16 protein-coding genes and 2 pseudogenes are annotated in these 13,934 nt (G+C 74.4%); 6 read left to right on the top strand and 12 right to left on the bottom strand.

The window, feature by feature from the left end:
* Window positions 1-89: 89 nt before the first annotated feature.
* The 4 genes from HUT16_RS05150 to HUT16_RS39655 all read right to left on the bottom strand — a co-directional run bounded on the left by HUT16_RS05150 (window position 90) and on the right by HUT16_RS39655 (window position 1,920).
* Window positions 90-812: an IS701 family transposase gene (locus tag HUT16_RS05150; RefSeq protein ID WP_176192499.1), complete on the bottom strand. Its 723-nt coding sequence runs from the start codon at window positions 810-812 to the stop codon at window positions 90-92.
* Window positions 813-980: 168 nt separating this feature from the next.
* Window positions 981-1,475: a hypothetical protein gene (locus tag HUT16_RS05145; RefSeq protein WP_176185878.1), complete on the bottom strand. Its 495-nt coding sequence runs from the start codon at window positions 1,473-1,475 to the stop codon at window positions 981-983.
* 5 nt (window positions 1,476-1,480) lie between these two features.
* Complete coding sequence (locus HUT16_RS05140) at window positions 1,481-1,843, bottom strand: hypothetical protein (RefSeq protein WP_176185876.1); 363 nt, start codon at window positions 1,841-1,843, stop codon at window positions 1,481-1,483.
* Window positions 1,786-1,920 (bottom strand): RHS domain-containing protein, encoded by a 135-nt coding sequence (locus tag HUT16_RS39655; protein WP_176185874.1) that lies wholly within the window; start codon window positions 1,918-1,920, stop codon window positions 1,786-1,788. Before HUT16_RS39655 ends, HUT16_RS05140 begins: the two co-directional genes overlap by 58 nt.
* A 111-nt stretch (window positions 1,921-2,031) precedes the next feature.
* On the opposite strand from HUT16_RS39655, the gene HUT16_RS05130 reads away from it, so the two are divergent.
* Window positions 2,032-2,169 carry a hypothetical protein gene (locus HUT16_RS05130; RefSeq protein WP_176185872.1) on the top strand — a complete coding sequence of 46 codons (138 nt, stop codon included), beginning with the start codon at window positions 2,032-2,034 and terminating at the stop codon, window positions 2,167-2,169.
* Window positions 2,170-2,177: 8 nt separating this feature from the next.
* Here the strand turns inward: HUT16_RS05130 and HUT16_RS39650 are convergent.
* The 4 genes and pseudogenes from HUT16_RS39650 to HUT16_RS05115 form a co-directional block, all read right to left on the bottom strand.
* Window positions 2,178-2,228: pseudogene (locus HUT16_RS39650) on the bottom strand (hypothetical protein); the annotation flags it as partial.
* Window positions 2,217-2,406 (bottom strand): annotated as a pseudogene (locus HUT16_RS37835) (IS5/IS1182 family transposase); the annotation flags it as partial. The pseudogenes HUT16_RS39650 and HUT16_RS37835, both read right to left, overlap by 12 nt.
* 537 nt (window positions 2,407-2,943) lie before the next feature.
* The gene (locus HUT16_RS05120) at window positions 2,944-4,401 is read right to left on the bottom strand and encodes a PP2C family protein-serine/threonine phosphatase (RefSeq protein WP_176185870.1); all 1,458 of its coding nucleotides are present in this window, start codon (window positions 4,399-4,401) and stop codon (window positions 2,944-2,946) included.
* A 178-nt stretch (window positions 4,402-4,579) separates the two neighbouring features.
* Window positions 4,580-6,124 carry a class I adenylate-forming enzyme family protein gene (locus HUT16_RS05115; RefSeq protein WP_176185868.1) on the bottom strand — a complete coding sequence of 515 codons (1,545 nt, stop codon included), beginning with the start codon at window positions 6,122-6,124 and terminating at the stop codon, window positions 4,580-4,582.
* A 95-nt stretch (window positions 6,125-6,219) separates the two neighbouring features.
* On the opposite strand from HUT16_RS05115, the gene HUT16_RS05110 reads away from it, so the two are divergent.
* Together HUT16_RS05110 and HUT16_RS05105 are read left to right on the top strand one after the other, a co-directional pair.
* The gene (locus tag HUT16_RS05110) at window positions 6,220-6,831 is read left to right on the top strand and encodes a TetR/AcrR family transcriptional regulator (protein ID WP_176185866.1); all 612 of its coding nucleotides are present in this window, start codon (window positions 6,220-6,222) and stop codon (window positions 6,829-6,831) included.
* 67 nt (window positions 6,832-6,898) lie between these two features.
* Window positions 6,899-8,557 carry an acyl-CoA dehydrogenase family protein gene (locus HUT16_RS05105; protein WP_176192498.1) on the top strand — a complete coding sequence of 553 codons (1,659 nt, stop codon included), beginning with the start codon at window positions 6,899-6,901 and terminating at the stop codon, window positions 8,555-8,557.
* 98 nt (window positions 8,558-8,655) lie between these two features.
* Here HUT16_RS05105 and HUT16_RS05100 read toward each other — a convergent pair whose 3' ends face one another.
* Both HUT16_RS05100 and HUT16_RS05095 read right to left on the bottom strand, forming a co-directional pair.
* The gene (locus HUT16_RS05100; RefSeq protein ID WP_176185864.1) at window positions 8,656-9,150 is read right to left on the bottom strand and encodes a hypothetical protein; all 495 of its coding nucleotides are present in this window, start codon (window positions 9,148-9,150) and stop codon (window positions 8,656-8,658) included.
* A gap of 190 nt (window positions 9,151-9,340) precedes the next feature.
* Window positions 9,341-11,458: a cellulose binding domain-containing protein gene (locus HUT16_RS05095; protein WP_176185862.1), complete on the bottom strand. Its 2,118-nt coding sequence runs from the start codon at window positions 11,456-11,458 to the stop codon at window positions 9,341-9,343.
* A gap of 238 nt (window positions 11,459-11,696) precedes the next feature.
* Between HUT16_RS05095 and HUT16_RS05090 the strand changes: the two genes are divergently transcribed.
* Genes HUT16_RS05090 through HUT16_RS05080 form a run of 3 tightly spaced genes read left to right on the top strand, consistent with a single transcriptional unit; the run spans window position 11,697 to window position 12,524 of the window.
* Window positions 11,697-11,906, top strand: coding sequence for a hypothetical protein (locus HUT16_RS05090; protein WP_176185860.1), 210 nt, complete (start codon window positions 11,697-11,699; stop codon window positions 11,904-11,906).
* Between the two features lie 48 nt (window positions 11,907-11,954).
* Window positions 11,955-12,236 carry a type II toxin-antitoxin system Phd/YefM family antitoxin gene (locus tag HUT16_RS05085; RefSeq protein WP_254897648.1) on the top strand — a complete coding sequence of 94 codons (282 nt, stop codon included), beginning with the start codon at window positions 11,955-11,957 and terminating at the stop codon, window positions 12,234-12,236.
* Between the two features lie 6 nt (window positions 12,237-12,242).
* The gene (locus HUT16_RS05080) at window positions 12,243-12,524 is read left to right on the top strand and encodes a type II toxin-antitoxin system RelE/ParE family toxin (protein ID WP_176185858.1); all 282 of its coding nucleotides are present in this window, start codon (window positions 12,243-12,245) and stop codon (window positions 12,522-12,524) included.
* Window positions 12,525-12,594: 70 nt separating this feature from the next.
* Here the strand turns inward: HUT16_RS05080 and thpR are convergent, their stop codons facing one another.
* Both thpR and HUT16_RS05070 read right to left on the bottom strand, forming a co-directional pair.
* Complete coding sequence (thpR, locus tag HUT16_RS05075; RefSeq protein WP_254897647.1) at window positions 12,595-13,206, bottom strand: RNA 2',3'-cyclic phosphodiesterase; 612 nt, start codon at window positions 13,204-13,206, stop codon at window positions 12,595-12,597.
* A 76-nt stretch (window positions 13,207-13,282) separates the two neighbouring features.
* Entirely contained in the window at window positions 13,283-13,810 is a 528-nt protein-coding gene (locus tag HUT16_RS05070; RefSeq protein WP_176185856.1) for a lipocalin family protein, read from the bottom strand.
* Window positions 13,811-13,934: the final 124 nt, after the last annotated feature.

Here is a 13,934-nt window from a genome sequence, read left to right as displayed (position 1 = left end):
TGCAGACCGTCCCACCAACGGGTGGCCGTAGCGCATGTAGTGGCAGTGGCGTGCGTGTGCCTGGTGACGGCGTCGCCATCGTGACCATTTCACGGCATGGCCGCTGTCCGCAGGACGGTGGCCGGGTCCAGCTGCCGGCAGACGGCGAACTTCGCGCTCTGGAAACACTCCTCGATCTTCCAGCGACAGCCCGCGAAACGGACCAGATCCGCGACGGTGGCGTCCACGGGCGCGCAGGCCAGGTAGTAGGCGATCTCATCGGGCCCGGTGGTGCTGCGGCGGGCCGGCATCCAGCGCTGGCGGACGGGTTCGTCGCCGTCGAACTCCCGGACGGCGGGCAGTGGGGCGGCGGCCCAGTCGTAGCACCGCTCGCCCTCGGCCCCTCTGCCGGCGGACAGGCGCTGCCAGGCACCCGGCGGGGCCTGCTTGATGAGGTGGTCGATGCGCGGGCCGTGGACCTGCTGGGATTTGGGCACCGCCACGACGTAGGACGGGTCGGCTTCTTCGAGGAAACGTCTGAAGCGGGAGTCCTGTTCGTAGGCGGAATCGGCCGTGACCCAGGCGATCGGCGGTGGGGATGCGAGCGCCCGCGTGATCACGTTCCGGGCCGGTTCGCCTTTCGTGGCGAAGTCCCGCTCGTCGGGGATCCGGGCTGATCGGCAGCGATCCCGGTCCTCGGTCCAGGACTTGGGCAGGTAGAGCTCCCGGTCGACCAGAGCGTGGCCGCGACCGGCGGCGTAGGCGGCTAACACGCCGATCTGGCAGTTCTCGGTGCGGCCGGCCGTACCGGAATATTGGCGCTGGGACCGCAGTCACTGAAGGCCGTCCGGCCGCGCCGTCAACTCCGGAACCCCGGCGCCAGGACGGGGACGGAGCGACGTCACGTTCCTCGGAATCTCGCGGTCATCGTGTACCCGCGAGACTGGCGCACCGTCATGATCACCTGTAGCCGAACACCAAGATCCTCGGCAGAGTCAAGCTCAGGCAGTCTTGAGCTTGTAGTCGTAATAGCCTGTCGGGCCGGTCAGAACTGCCTGGAAGTAGAGCGGTTCACCGTCCGTGTCGAGAGGGACGTCGTGGCCGGCGGTACGGGTGAAGCCGAGGGACAGCCCGGGTACGTAGGCGTAGTCGGGCTCCCGGAGGACGGTAAGGCCCATCGCCTCCAGCTGGTTCAGGAGGTGGAGGGCGGGGGTGCGGAAGACGTCGACGCCGCGGAACCGGACCGTGATCCGCTCCGGGCCGGGTCGGGGGATCCACACCTCCGCGCTGGTGAGGCTCCTGCCGTCCTCGAGGTGGAAGACGATCTCGAACTGCGGGTGCAGGGCGAGCACCTTCATGTACCGGAACCGGTCCGCCGAACCCTCGTCCTGCACCTTGACGGTTCCCAGCCCGGCCGCCGCTTCCTTGAGCGCGGCGGCCGGCATGCCCAGGGGGAAACCGCTGATCCCGCGGGGCGGGTCGAGGCCGATGTCCATGCCGGTCATTGTAGGAGGCAGGTGCGGATCTTCCAGCCGTTGGCGCTGAGGCACTTCTGGAACTCCGCGTTGTGCGGCAGGGAGTCGGCCATCTCCTTGATCGCGGCGTCGTACTTCGTGCCGTGAACACGGCGGATCTCGTCGATGTCCATCTTCATCGCCTCGTCGAACTTGCCCTGCCGGATCAGGCTGCTCTGCGCGGCGCGCCAGGCGTCGGGGCCGGGCCCGCTACCGGTGCTGATGAAGTTGCGGTGATCGTCGTACTCCATCCGGATCGAGGGGCCGTAGCCGGGATCGAGGTCGCCGCCGTTCATGCCGGACGGCTGCTTCTTGGCCAGGCCGAGCGGGTCGATCCAGTACAGCGCCACAGGTCGGCCTCGGCGGACCAGACGACCTGGCCGTCCGTGGTGACCAATTCGACCGGTGCGCCGACCAGGTCGGCCACGATCGCGAGGAACCGCTCGTCGGTGGACCCGCCCTCCGCAGCCCGCTGCGTTCGCTCCGGGCTGCGGGCGCCCCGCTACCGGGGGCCCAGTCCCAGGTGAGGGTGCGCGTCGTGCCGTCGGCGAACCTGGTGCACTCCTCGGCCAACTGCGTGCCGTCCCAGGAGAACCGGGTCTCCCCCGAGGTGCCCGCGCCCTGCGGTGCCAGCTGCTGCTTGACGGTGCGGCGGCCGATCGGGTCGTACTGGTAGGCCCATGACGTGCCGTCCGGGGTGTCGACCCGGACCAGTTGGTCCTCCGCGTTCCACATGCGTCCCGGGCGGAGGTTGCCGGCCCACAGGGTGCGGCCTCTTCTATCGGCGGCGGCGGACCTGGACCTCGGTGGCGTCCAGGCGCAGGACCACGTCCTCGGCCTGCGCGTAGGCGAACACGTCTGCCGGAGTCCGCAGCCGCACGCCCGGGCAGTGCGGCACGGCGAAGCCCCGGTCGGTGAACACCGGTCGGTGCTTGGCGCCCCCACGGCAGCCGCTCGTCCTGCCGCACCACCGCCCCGGGCCGCGGCGCCCGCCCGTTGCCGTGCAGCTTCCACCCCGGGCCCGCGTCCCATCTTTCTCACCGGCCCGAACACACGTCGCGCCATGATCCCCCACCGCCCGGGCGGCACTGCTGCGGGCCACCCGTGTCACCGCCCGTCCACCCGCGCGGACCGCCGCGACGGACGGTCGTGACGGATCACGGCCGTCTCCGGGTGTCGATCCCGTCCGGAACGGGCAGATGCCCGGTGACCGAGAGAGGTGATGGAGATGGCCACCACAGTGACCAAGCAGTCCACCCGACCCCGCCCGCGCCCCCCGCTCGACCTGCGCACGCCCTCCGGCCGCCCGCTCCCGTACTGAGTCGTCCGCAACGGTCGCGGTGCCCGCCCGGGTGCCGCGACCGTCGGCTGTCCGCCGGTCCTCCGCTGCCTGGGCGGTGACGCCCGCCGGAGGCCCTCGCCGTCCGGGCTGTCTAGGGGCCGGGGCGGGTCAGGGGCGGGTGAGGGCGGCGGCGAGGAGGGTGATGTCGTCGCGGTTCCAGTCGGTGCCGTGCTGCTCGACGGCGCGGTGCAGGGAGCGGAGGGCGGCGTCGGGCTCGGCGGGGGCGCGGGTGAGGAGGGCGGTGACGGCGTCGCGGCCGAGCATGGTGCCGTCCGGGTCGCGGGCCTCGGTGAGGCCGTCGGTGGCGAGCAGCAGCAGGTCGCCGGGGGCGAAGGGGGCGGTGCGGGTGTGCCAGGCGCGTTCGGGGTCGGGGAGGAAGGAGCCGACCACCGGGCCGGTGGGTTCCAGGGCGTGCACGGTGTGGTCGGCGCGGCGCAGCAGGACGATCTCGTGGCCGGCGTTGAGCCAGGTCAGCCGGTGCGCGGCCGGGTCGAGGACGGCGACGGCCAGGGTGGTGAAGCGCTCGTCCTCGTGGGTGAGGACGGACCAGGCGGCCTCGGCGGCGGCGGTCGGCGGGCGGCCCAGCCGCAGGGCCGCGACGGCGGCGCTCTTGACCTGGGCGGCGAGCAGCCCGGCGTGGATGCCGTGGCCGGAGACGTCGCCCTGGAGGAGTGCGGTGCGGCCGTCGGGCAGCGGCAGGACCTCGACGAAGTCCCCCGCGACGACGCCCTCGGCGGCCAGCCCGGCGGTGCGGGCGGTGACGCCGGGGTTCGGCCGGTCCTGGACGGCGAGGATGCGCTGCAGGCCGTAGCTGGTGGCGGCGTCGGTGCGCAGCGCCTCGTCGGCCCTGGTGGCCCGGCGGGTGGAGTCCTTCAGCAGCAGCAGCGCGTGCTCGGCCTCGCCCCAGACGCCGCCGAGCCACCTGGCGTGCTGCGGCACGGTGGCGGCGGCGGTGGGATCGGCGGTGGTGCGGGCCAGGTGGCCCTCCAGCGCGGCGAGCGGGGTGACGATCCGGCGCCAGACCGTCCAGGTGACGGCGCCGAGCAGGCCGAGCAGGGCCAGCAGGCAGGCGCCGTGCAGCAGGAACAGGGTGTTCTGCGCGGCGAGGGCCTTCTCCTGCTGGGCGGCCTGCTTGAGGTCGAGGTCGGCGGAGAGGGCGTCGGCGGCGATGAGGACGGGGTGCATGCTGCTCGCCGGATCGGCCAGCCAGGTGTCGAGGGCGGCGGACAGCGCCGTCGCGTCGGCGCGCAGGCTGACTGCCTCGGCGTCGGCGGCGATCTCCTGCGCCAGGGTCCGCACCTGGTCGGCGCGGGCGGTGTTCACCACGTTCGCGGGCGTCTCGGCGGGGTCGGGGGCGTAGGCGCTCTCCTCGGCGGTGTGGACGACGGAGAACATCCGGCCCACGCTGTGCTCCGCCCTGGACACGTGGCCGTTCTCGCGGGCCGCGTCCTCCTGGAACCGCACCGCGATCAGCACGTCCACCACCGCCAGTGCCAGCGCGACCACCAGGGTGAGCACCAGGGCGCCGCGCGGGGTCCGCAACGAGGCCGGCCGAGGACGTGCCATGTGCACCGCGGTGATCCGATCCGTGGACGACGACCCCCTGACCCGGCCCCGCCCGCGGGGCGGCGCCGGCACCGCTGCCGCCGCTCCCCGGGCTGCCGTTCCCTCCAGTGTGCCTGCTCGCCCGTGCTGCGCTGGTCCGCCGACGGTACGTGAGGCCGGTGCGGGCCCGGCGCCGGGCTCAGGTTGAGGGGGTGGCGGGGGCGGGGGCGGTCAGTTCGGCGCGGAGGACGTGCTTGGTGACCTTTCCGGAGGGGGTGCGGGGCAGGGCGGGGCGGAGGACGAGTTCGCGGGGGATCTTGTAGCGGGCGATCCGGGGCTCCAGCCAGCTGCGCAGGGCGGCGGTGTCGAGCGCGGAGCCCTCGCGGGGGACCACGACGGCGACCACCGTCTCGCCCCACTGCGGGTGCGGGCGGCCGACCACGGCGACGTCCAGGACGTCCGGGTGGCCGCGCAGGGCGCCCTCGACCTCCTGGGAGGCGACGTTCTCGCCGCCGGTGACGATCACGTCCTTGATCCGGTCGACCACGGTGACGAAGCCGTCCGCGTCGATCCGGCCGAGGTCGCCGCTGCGGTACCAGTCGCCCGCGAACACCTCGGCGGTGGCCGCCGGGTCGTCCAGGTATCCGACCATCCGGGTGTCCGAGCGCAGCCAGATCTCGCCGCTCTCCCCGGCCCGCGCGTCGGTGCCGTCGGGCCGGACCACCCGCAGGTCCACGCCGGGCATGCCGCCGCGTCCGATCGCGCCCGCCTTGGTCAGCTGCTCGGCCGGCGACAGCGAGGCCCCGACCGGGCCGGTCTCGCTCATGCCGTACACCTGGTGGAAGTCCGCGGAGCCGTACGCGGCCATCAGCCGGCGCGCGGTGCCGGCGTCGAGCGGCCCGGCCCCGTAGATCCAGGCGCGGACCGAGGACAGGTCGTACGAGGCGAAGTCCGGGACGGCCTGCACGGGCGCGATGAGCGCGATCGGGGCGGCGAACAGGGCGGTGACGCGTTCGCACTGGATCGTCTCCAGCATGCCGCGCGGCTCGTACTCGCGCTGGAGCACCACGGTGGCGCCGAGCAGCAGGGTGCCCAGCGCCCAGTTGTTGAGCGGGGAGGCGTGCCAGATCGGCATGCAGACCAGGAAGCGCTCGTCGCGGTGCAGCGGGATGGCGGCGGCGGTGTAGGTGGCGGTCAGCGCGATGCCGCGGTGGGTGTGCACGCAGCCCCTGGGGGTGCCGGAGGTGCCCGAGGTGTAGAGGATCTGGGCGGTGTCGGTGTCCGGTCCCGCCTCGCCCGTCCAGGGTTCGGCGGCGGCCAGCAGGGACTCGAAGGAGTCGGCGGGGCGCCGGTCGGCGGCGGCGTCCGGGTGGCTGACCAGCCAGCGGACGCCCGGGTCGGCCGCGGTGGCGCGGGCGCCGATCGCGGCGTCGACGACGGCCAGCCGCGCCCCGCAGTGGGCGAGCTGGCGGGCCACCTCGGCGGTCTGCAGCTTGTGGTTGACCGGCACCAGCACCGCGCCCGCGTACCAGGCCCCGAACGCGGCGAACAGGAAGGCCGGGGTGTTGTGCGTCATCACCGCCACCCGGTCGCCGGGACGCACCCCGGCCGACCGCAGCACGCTCGCCGCGCGCCGGGCGGCCGCGCCGAACTCGCGGTACGTCCAACGCTGTTCGCGGTAGACGACGGCCTCCTTGTCGCCGGCCGAGCGGACCGCGCCGTCCAACAGGGTGCTGAGGTGCATCACGTTCTCCTGACGTGCCGGACCCGCGGGGGCCCTCGGCGGAGAGGTCCGCGGGGTCCTTGGCGGGAAGCTGTGAATGATGCTTCACTTCTTCCATGGCCTACCGCAAGACCCCCGCCGAAATCCACCGGCTCACCACCGCGAAGGAGCGCCTGGTGGCCTGCGCCACCGAGGTCGTCGCGGAAGTGGGCTGGTCACAGGCGTCCGTGACGGCCGTCGCCGACGCCGCCGGGATCGCCGCCGGCTCGGTGTACCAGCACTTCCCGTCCAAGGCGGCGCTCGCCGTCGAGGTGTTCCGGCGCGCGGCCGGACGCGAGGTGGAGGTGCTCGGCGAAGTGCTGCACGGCCCCGGCGACCCGGTCGAACGGCTCGCCCGCGGCGTCGAGGTGTTCGCCCGCCGCGCCCTGGAGAACCGCGGCCTCGCCCACGCCCTGCTGGCCGCCCCCGCCGAACCCGCCGTCGGCGCCGAACGGCTCGCCTTCCGCCGCCGCTACCGCGCCCTGTTCGCCGAGGTGGTGCGCGAGGGCGTCGCGGTCGGCGCCCTGCCCGCGCAGAACGGCGAGATCACCGCCGCCGCGCTCACCGGCGCGATCGGCGAGGTCCTGGTCGACCCGCTCGGCGGCCCCGAGGACGGCACCGCCGAGGCCCTGCTCGCCGACCTCACCGCGATGGCCCTGCGCTGCGCGGGCGCCGCCCCACCCGCCTGAGCCCGGCCCGTTCGGCCCCCGTCCGTCCGTCCGTCCGCCCGTCCGTCCGAGCGCCCGCCCCCACCCTCTGGAGCCTCCCGTGCCCGTCAGCCGCCCCACCGCCGCCACCCACCGGGTCACCAACCAGGCGCCGCCGTTGACCGGCCACGACGTCGCCGAGGACGCCGTCCTGCTGGAGGGCCTCGACCGCGAGGGCGCCGGCTGGCACCGCGAGGAACTGCACCGCCTCGGCCGGCTGGCCGGCAGCGAGCAGGCCCAGCACTGGGCCGACCAGGCCAACCGGCACGAACCCGAACTGCGCACCCACGACCGCTACGGCAACCGGATCGACGAGGTCGAGTTCCACCCCGCCTACCACCACCTGATGGACCTCTCGGTCGGCGCCGGACTGGCCGGTGCCGCCTGGGCCGACCCTCGGCCCGGCGCCCACGTCGCCCGCGCCGCCGGCTTCATGGTCGCCACCACCCTGGAACCCGGACACCTCTGCCCGGTCTCCATGACGTACGCCGTCGTCCCCGCGCTGCGCCACGCCCCCGACCTCGCCGCCGCGTACGAGCCCCTGCTCACCAGCCGCGCCTACGACCCCGGACTGCGCGCCCCGGTGGGCAAGCGCGGCCTGCTGGCCGGCATGGGGATGACCGAGAAGCAGGGCGGCAGCGACGTCCGCGCCAACACCACCACCGCGGCCGAACAGCCCGACGGCAGCTGGCGGTTGCGCGGCCACAAGTGGTTCACCAGCGCGCCGATGAACGACCTGTTCCTGGTCCTCGCCCAGGCGCCCGGCGGCCTGTCCTGCTTCCTCGTGCCGCGGGTGCTCCCCGACGGCAGCCGCAACGCCTTCCGGATCCAGCGCCTCAAGGACAAGCTCGGCAACCGCGCCAACGCCAGCAGCGAACCCGAGTTCGACGACACGGTGGCCTGGCTGGTCGGCCCCGAGGGCAAGGGCGTGCGCACCATCATCGAGATGGTCACCATGACCCGGCTGGACTGCGTCCTCGGCTCCGCCGCCGGCACCCGCGCCGCCCTCGCCCAGGCCGCCCACCACGCCCGCCACCGCACCGCCTTCGGCGCGCTGCTGATCGACCAGCCGCTGATGCGCAACGTGCTCGCCGACCTCGCGCTCGAGTCCGAGGCCGCCACCACCCTCGCCCTGCGGCTGGCCGGCGCCGCCGACCGCGCCCGGCACGGCGACACCGGCGAACGCGCCTTCCTGCGGATCGCCACCGCCGTCGCCAAGTACTGGGTCTGCAAGCGCCAACCCGCCGCCGTCGCCGAGGCGTTGGAGTGCCTCGGCGGCAACGGCTACGACGAGGCCTCCGGCCTGCCCCGGCTCTACCGCGAGGCCCCGCTCAACAGCATCTGGGAGGGCTCCGGCAACGTCACCGCCCTCGACCTCCAGCGCGCCCTGGCCCGCGAACCCGGGGCGCTGGACGCCTTCGCCGCCGAGATCGACCTCGCCGCGGGCGCCGACGCCCGGCTCGACGCCGCCTGGCGCGACCTGCGCGCGGAGCTGCGCCCCACCGCGGACGCCCAGCTGCGCGCCCGCCGGGTGATCGAACGCGCCGCGCTCGTCCTGCAGGGCGCGCTGCTGGTCCGGCACGCCCCCGCCGCCGTCGCCGACGCGTTCTGCGCCTCCCGGCTGGCCGCCGACCGAGGCCTGGCCTTCGGGACGCTGGCACCGGCCACCGACTTCACCGCGCTGCTCGACCGCCTGCCGGGGGCGTGAACCGGGGCGGTGGCGAGGCCGGTGGCGAGGTGGCGGCGCCCACCGGGTTGCTCGTGGGGCCCGCCGCCGTCCGGGAAGATCCTCGGCGGCTCGGCGGCTCAGGAATCCGGCTGGGTGACGGTCAGGCCCCAGTGCAGGCCGGGGTCCGAGGTGGTCACGCCGACCTCGAAGGAGCCGGCCTGCGCGGCGCGCACCGTGGTCGAGCCGGTGCCGGTGGCGCCGGGCGGGCAGGTGACGGTGAACTCGACCGGGTCGTCGGAGGCCGTGCTGAAGACGACCTTGGCCTTGGCCGGCAGGTCGCCGCGGCAGGCGAGCGTGACGGTGACCGGCTGCCCGGAGGGGCTCGCGCCGCCGCTGGCCGCACCGCCGTTGCCGATCCAGTCGCCGATCCAGAGCAGCCCGTCCGGGCCGGGGTGGGGCAGGATCTCGCCGGTGCCGGAGGTGCCGGAGGTGCCGGGGGAGGGGGTGGCGGGAGTGGTGCCCAGGGCGTCCGCGGGGTCGGACCCGTCGCCGTGGCGGGCGATCGCGGTGCCGGCCGCGACGGCGACGACCGCCGCGGCCGCGGCGGTCCAGGCGACGGCCCGGCGTTTCATGGGATCCCCCTCCGGCGCGGCCGGACCTCCCGGCCCGGCGTGCACGAACGTTCTCGTCGGGGGAGAGGCTACCGTCCGGCCGTGACGTGCGGGCACGGGGCCCGGCGAGGAGGGGGACGTCCTCCTCGCCGGACCCCGTACCGGTCCAGGGCGGGGCAGGGCGGGTCGGGGCGGGGCAGGTCGGGTCGGGTCAGCCGAGGGTGCGGCAGACCGTCCCGTTCAGGCGGAACACCGTGGGCGACGGGTTGGCGCCGTTGTTGTTGCCGACGAACCCGAAGTCGGCCGAGTTGCCGCCGTTCGGCGCCAGGTGGCCGTTGTACTCGCCGTTGGTGACCCGGACGTGCTGCCCGGTGGAGGTGACGTTCGCGTTCCACCACGAGCCGACGGACTGCCCGGTGGAGGGCCAGTCGAAGTCCAGCGTCCAGCCGTCGAGGTTCGCCGGGCCGGGGTTGCTCACCACCACGCTGGCGACGAAGCCGTTGCCCCAGCCCGCCGTGACCTGGTACGAGACGGTGCAGGTGCTGTCGCCGGGGGTGCCGGTGGTGAAGGTCAGCGGGGCGGACGGGCGGGAGAGGTGCCCGGCCCGGTCGCGGGCCAGCACGTTGACGGTGTGCCGGGAGCCGGGCGGCAGGTTGTAGAGGGTGGCCGAGGTGCCGGTGGACGAGCCGAGCAGCTGCACGGTGGTGCCGAGCTGCTCGTACACCTCGTAGCGGTCCACCGCGCCGGTCGCGGCGGGCCAGCTCAGCGCGACGGTGCCGGCGCCGACCGAGGTGGTGCGCGGCGTGCCGGGGGCGCCGACGGTCGCGGAGGACGGGCCGGTGCCGGGCTTCGGGTGCACGGTCAGCACGGTGATCGAGTACGGGGCCAGGGTCACCGAGGAGGAGGTGGCGGTGCCGGTCGCGTCGACCAGCCCGTCGTCGCCGGGCGCCCAGCGCCGGACGGCGGGGGCCGAGGCGTCGGCGGTGAAGCCCTGGTAGCGCAGGTCCACGGTGTGCGCCGTGCCGGAACTCTTGTTCAGCAGCAGCACGCTGAGGTCGCCGTCGGCGCGCAGCACCGCGTGCGAGGAGACCTCGGAGCCGGACGCGGCGGAGGCCAGCATGGTGTCGCCCGGGTCGCTGAGCGCGCCCAGCGACTCGATGCCGTAGTACGGCGCGAACGGGGTGTTCACGGCGGGTTCGCAGACGTTCCCGTTGCAGCCGCCGCTGGACAGCAGGCCCATGTCGCCGTAGTCGGTCTCGCCGCCCACGGTGGTGATCGGGCCGACGCCGTTGTGGGTGTCCCACCAGTCGACGCTGAAGACGCCGTTCTCCAGCGCGGTGCTCATCGCCTCGGCCGCGAACAGGCCGTTCGGGCGGCTGGTCAGCGCGCCGTTGCCGGACTCGGAGTTGACCTCGGTCATCGCGATGCCGATGTTCGGCGAGTCGGCGCCCGCGTACCGGTCCAGCAGGTTGCGCACCTCGCGCAGCTCGCCCGGCAGTTGGCGCACGGCGGCCAGCGCCTGGTCGCCGCCGCCCGCGTTCGGGTACCAGTGGACGCTGACGAAGTCGACGTCGTGCGCGACGGCGGCCAGCACGGTGTGGTTCCAGTCGCCGCTGTCGCCGGACGCCACGATGCCGTCCGGCCAGTTGCCCGGCATGGTCAGCACCGCGCCGATCCTGACGGTCGGGTCGACCGCCTTCATCGCCGCCGCGTACGCCTTGACCTCCCGGGCGTACTGGTCGGGCGACTTGTCGGCGTGGGCGTCGTTCTCCCAGCCGTTGCCGTAGACGCCGTTGCCGTAGATCTCGTTGCCGATCTCCCAGTACTTCGCCCCGTATCCCTTGGTGACGTTGGCGTACCGCACCCAGTCGGCGGCCTCCTGGGCGGTGCCGGAGCCGTAGTTGGCGATCAGGATCGGCTGCGCGCCGGACGCCTTCACCGTCCCCATGAAGGCGTCGAAGCCGGTGCCCGGGGCGACGTAGCCGCCCGGCGCGGTGTTGTCGACCCAGTGGTAGATGTCCGAGTACGAGCCGCCGGGGTAGCGCAGCGCGCCGACCCCGGCCTGCCGGTACAGCGACACCACCCGGGGGTCGTTCATGTGCGCGTCCCAGATGGCGGTGTTGACGCCGAGCGCGGCGGCGCCGACGGCGCCCAGGCCCGCGCTCGCGTTGACCGTCACCGCCGTGTCGCCGGCGGGGGCCGGGTCGGCGGCCGAGGCGACGGGGGCGGACAGCGGCAGGGCGGCGGCCGCCAGTGCGAGGGCGGCCGAGGCCGTCGCGGCGAGCGGGCGCCGCCGACGAGGTCCGGCTGATCTGCTGCGGAACAGCATGGGGTGGTTCCTCCCGGAGGGGGTGCGGGGGTGCGGGTGGAGTATGGGAGCGCTCCCATGGTGGAAAGGGGCCCCGGAGGTGTCAATCCTCCCGTCCGGCCCCGCCCCGATCCGCCCAGCTCCGGGCGCCCCGGCCCGCTGAAACGTTCGCGTCCGCCGCCCTCGCCGGGGCGGTTACGATGCTGGCGTACACGAACCACCCTCCCTCCCTGGAGGCGCGAGAACGGAACACGGCGACATGGCAGCCGGAGTGGTCATCCTGGTCGGCGCCGTCCTGCTGGCCGTCCTGCTGCTCTCGGCCGCCCTCGCCGTCCTCGCCTCCGGCTCCCACCTCAAGCGCGCGGGCAAGGGCTGCGCGGCCGGCTGCGGTCTCCTCCTCTTTCCGCTCGCCGTCCTCGCCCTGCCTCCGTTCCTCCCGCCCCTGCTGAGCTGGGCGCTCTCCGGCTGAGCGCGCGGAGGGCGCCTCGGGGAGATGTACACCTGTTGCATTCGTTGCATGAGCGAGCCGGTGATCGAGTCCATGGCCGAGGTCCGTAGTCACCTCGCCGATGTCATCGACCGGGCGCGCCGGGAGGAGACTCCGACGATCATCACCCGGCGCGGCAGGCAGGAGGCCGTGGTGATCGACATCGAGGAGTACCAGCGCCTTCGCCGGATAGCGGATGCCGCCGAGGAGGAGTGGCTGAACGGGCTGGCCGACGAGTCGGAGGCGGAGGGTCTGCAGGGTTCGGTCTCGCTGGAGGAGATGGCGGCTCTCCTCCGGAACCGGGAGGGCTGACCGCCGGTGGGCCGTGTCACGCGCTTCACGCCGCGCGCACAGCGGGACCTGCTGAAGATCGAGCGCTCCGACACCCTGCGCATCCTGCGCCGACTCGCCGAGCTGCAGCGGGCGATGGATGCCGGTGACACGACGGCGTTCGACGTCAAAGCGCTCCGGGGGCATGACGCCCGATGGCGCCTCGGGGTCGGCGACCACCGGGTGGTCTGCGCCGTCGAGAACGGCCAACTGATCGTCTGGGTCCTGGGTGTGGGCCACCGCAGCGAGGTCTACCGCCAGCTCCCCTGACGGGCGCTGCGGAACGCCGACGGCGAACGCCCCTGCCGGCCGCCCTCCTGCGGCTGGGCGGCCCTCGCTGTCACCCGGAATTCGCCGGGACGGCCAGTGGCCAGGACGCGAGGTCGCGGTAGCGCAGCGGTTCGGGGCCGCGGACGGGGGTGCTGCCGACCAGGTGGAGGCGGGGGGTCCACCAGGGGTGGCCGGTGAAGCCGGTCAGGGTGGTGGCGCCGGAGGGGACGCCGGTGGGGTCGTCGCGGCGGGCCCGGGCCAGGGTGAGGTGGGGGTGCAGCGGGCGGTCCCGGTAGTCGAGGCCGTGGGCCCGGACCAGGGCGCGGACTTCGGCGGCGAGCCGGTGCAGGCCGTCCAGGTCGCCGCTGACGCCGCTCCACAGCAGCCGTCCGTCGAAATGGCCGCCGCCGTGCAGGCCCAGCCGCAGGGCGGGCTGCCCGGCGGCCAGCGCGGCCAGCGCCGCGCGCAGCAACGGGAGTGCGGTGGAGGGGAGTTCGCCGAGGAAGGCCAGCGTGATGTGCCAGTCCTCGATCCGGTTCCAGCGCAGCCGGGGGTGCGCGGCGTACGCGGGCCGCAGGGCGCGGGCGAGTTCGTCCTTGGCGGCGTCGGGCGGCGCCAGCGCGACGAAGACGCGCAGGGTCGGGGGTGCGGGGGGTCCGTCCAGCGGCAGGTGCTCGTCCACCAGGGATTTCTAGCACCCGCCGGTGCGGACGTGCGGGCTTGTGGATGCGCGGGCGGGCGTGCGGACGTTCGGGCGGTCAGGCGCGGACGGCGGTGATGGTCTGGTCGCCGCCGTGCCCGGCGCGGACCAGGACGAGGGTCTTGTTCCCCGCGGTGTAGGTGGCCCGCATGCCGTCGGCCCGCTGGCCGAACGTCCAGGTGAACTGCGCGGACGCGTCGCCGCCGACCTGCTCCGGGACCTGGGACGCCTCCGCGGTGTGGTCGCCGTCCTCGAAGGTGACGTGCAGCGCCTGTCCGGCCAGGGACCAGGAGCCCGAGTCGGTGTGGACGGAGGTGCTGCCGGAGCCGTCGTCGGCCGGGTACTCGCCCTTCCAGGTGCCGTCCTCGGTGACGGTGATCGTCCACTCCGGGTAGTTGGCGTCGGGGGCGGAGACCTTCCAGGTGCCCGCCGCGAACTTGCCCAGGGCGACCGCGTTCAGCCCCGGGGCGCCCTTGCCGCTGCAGGCGGCGAGGGCGACGGTGAGGGCGGAGGCGCCGAGCAGGCGCAGCGCGGTGCGGCGGGGGAGGACGGACGTCGCTGTCCGCCAGGTGTCGAGTGGTCCCACGGATGAGGCTCCCGGTCTGTGCTGGGCTGTCGCTGCGGAGGGTGCTGCGGAGGGTGGTGCGGGCCGGCCGGCCCCGTTCCGGGCGGCGCTGTGGTGGGAAAAGGATGGTGCCCCGGCGGGTGCG

The organism is Kitasatospora sp. NA04385 (genome assembly GCF_013364235.1).
Taxonomy (GTDB): Bacteria; Actinomycetota; Actinomycetes; order Streptomycetales; family Streptomycetaceae; genus Kitasatospora.
The sequence above is the reverse complement of the archived record's forward strand: the minus strand, read 5'-3'. Positions and strand labels throughout refer to the sequence as shown.

What these genes read in the sequence shown, in the direction of transcription:
- HUT16_RS05110 (WP_176185866.1), top strand. Translation starts at nt 6,220, where the DNA reads ATGGCCTACCGCAAGACCCCCGCCGAAATCCACCGGCTCACCACCGCG.
- HUT16_RS05095 (WP_176185862.1), bottom strand. Translation starts at nt 11,458, where the DNA reads ATGCTGTTCCGCAGCAGATCAGCCGGACCTCGTCGGCGGCGCCCGCTC.
- HUT16_RS05085 (WP_254897648.1), top strand. Translation starts at nt 11,955, where the DNA reads ATGAGCGAGCCGGTGATCGAGTCCATGGCCGAGGTCCGTAGTCACCTC.
- HUT16_RS05120 (WP_176185870.1), bottom strand. Translation starts at nt 4,401, where the DNA reads ATGGCACGTCCTCGGCCGGCCTCGTTGCGGACCCCGCGCGGCGCCCTG.
- HUT16_RS05145 (WP_176185878.1), bottom strand. Translation starts at nt 1,475, where the DNA reads ATGGACATCGGCCTCGACCCGCCCCGCGGGATCAGCGGTTTCCCCCTG.
- HUT16_RS05115 (WP_176185868.1), bottom strand. Translation starts at nt 6,124, where the DNA reads ATGCACCTCAGCACCCTGTTGGACGGCGCGGTCCGCTCGGCCGGCGAC.
- HUT16_RS05100 (WP_176185864.1), bottom strand. Translation starts at nt 9,150, where the DNA reads ATGAAACGCCGGGCCGTCGCCTGGACCGCCGCGGCCGCGGCGGTCGTC.
- HUT16_RS05090 (WP_176185860.1), top strand. Translation starts at nt 11,697, where the DNA reads ATGGCAGCCGGAGTGGTCATCCTGGTCGGCGCCGTCCTGCTGGCCGTC.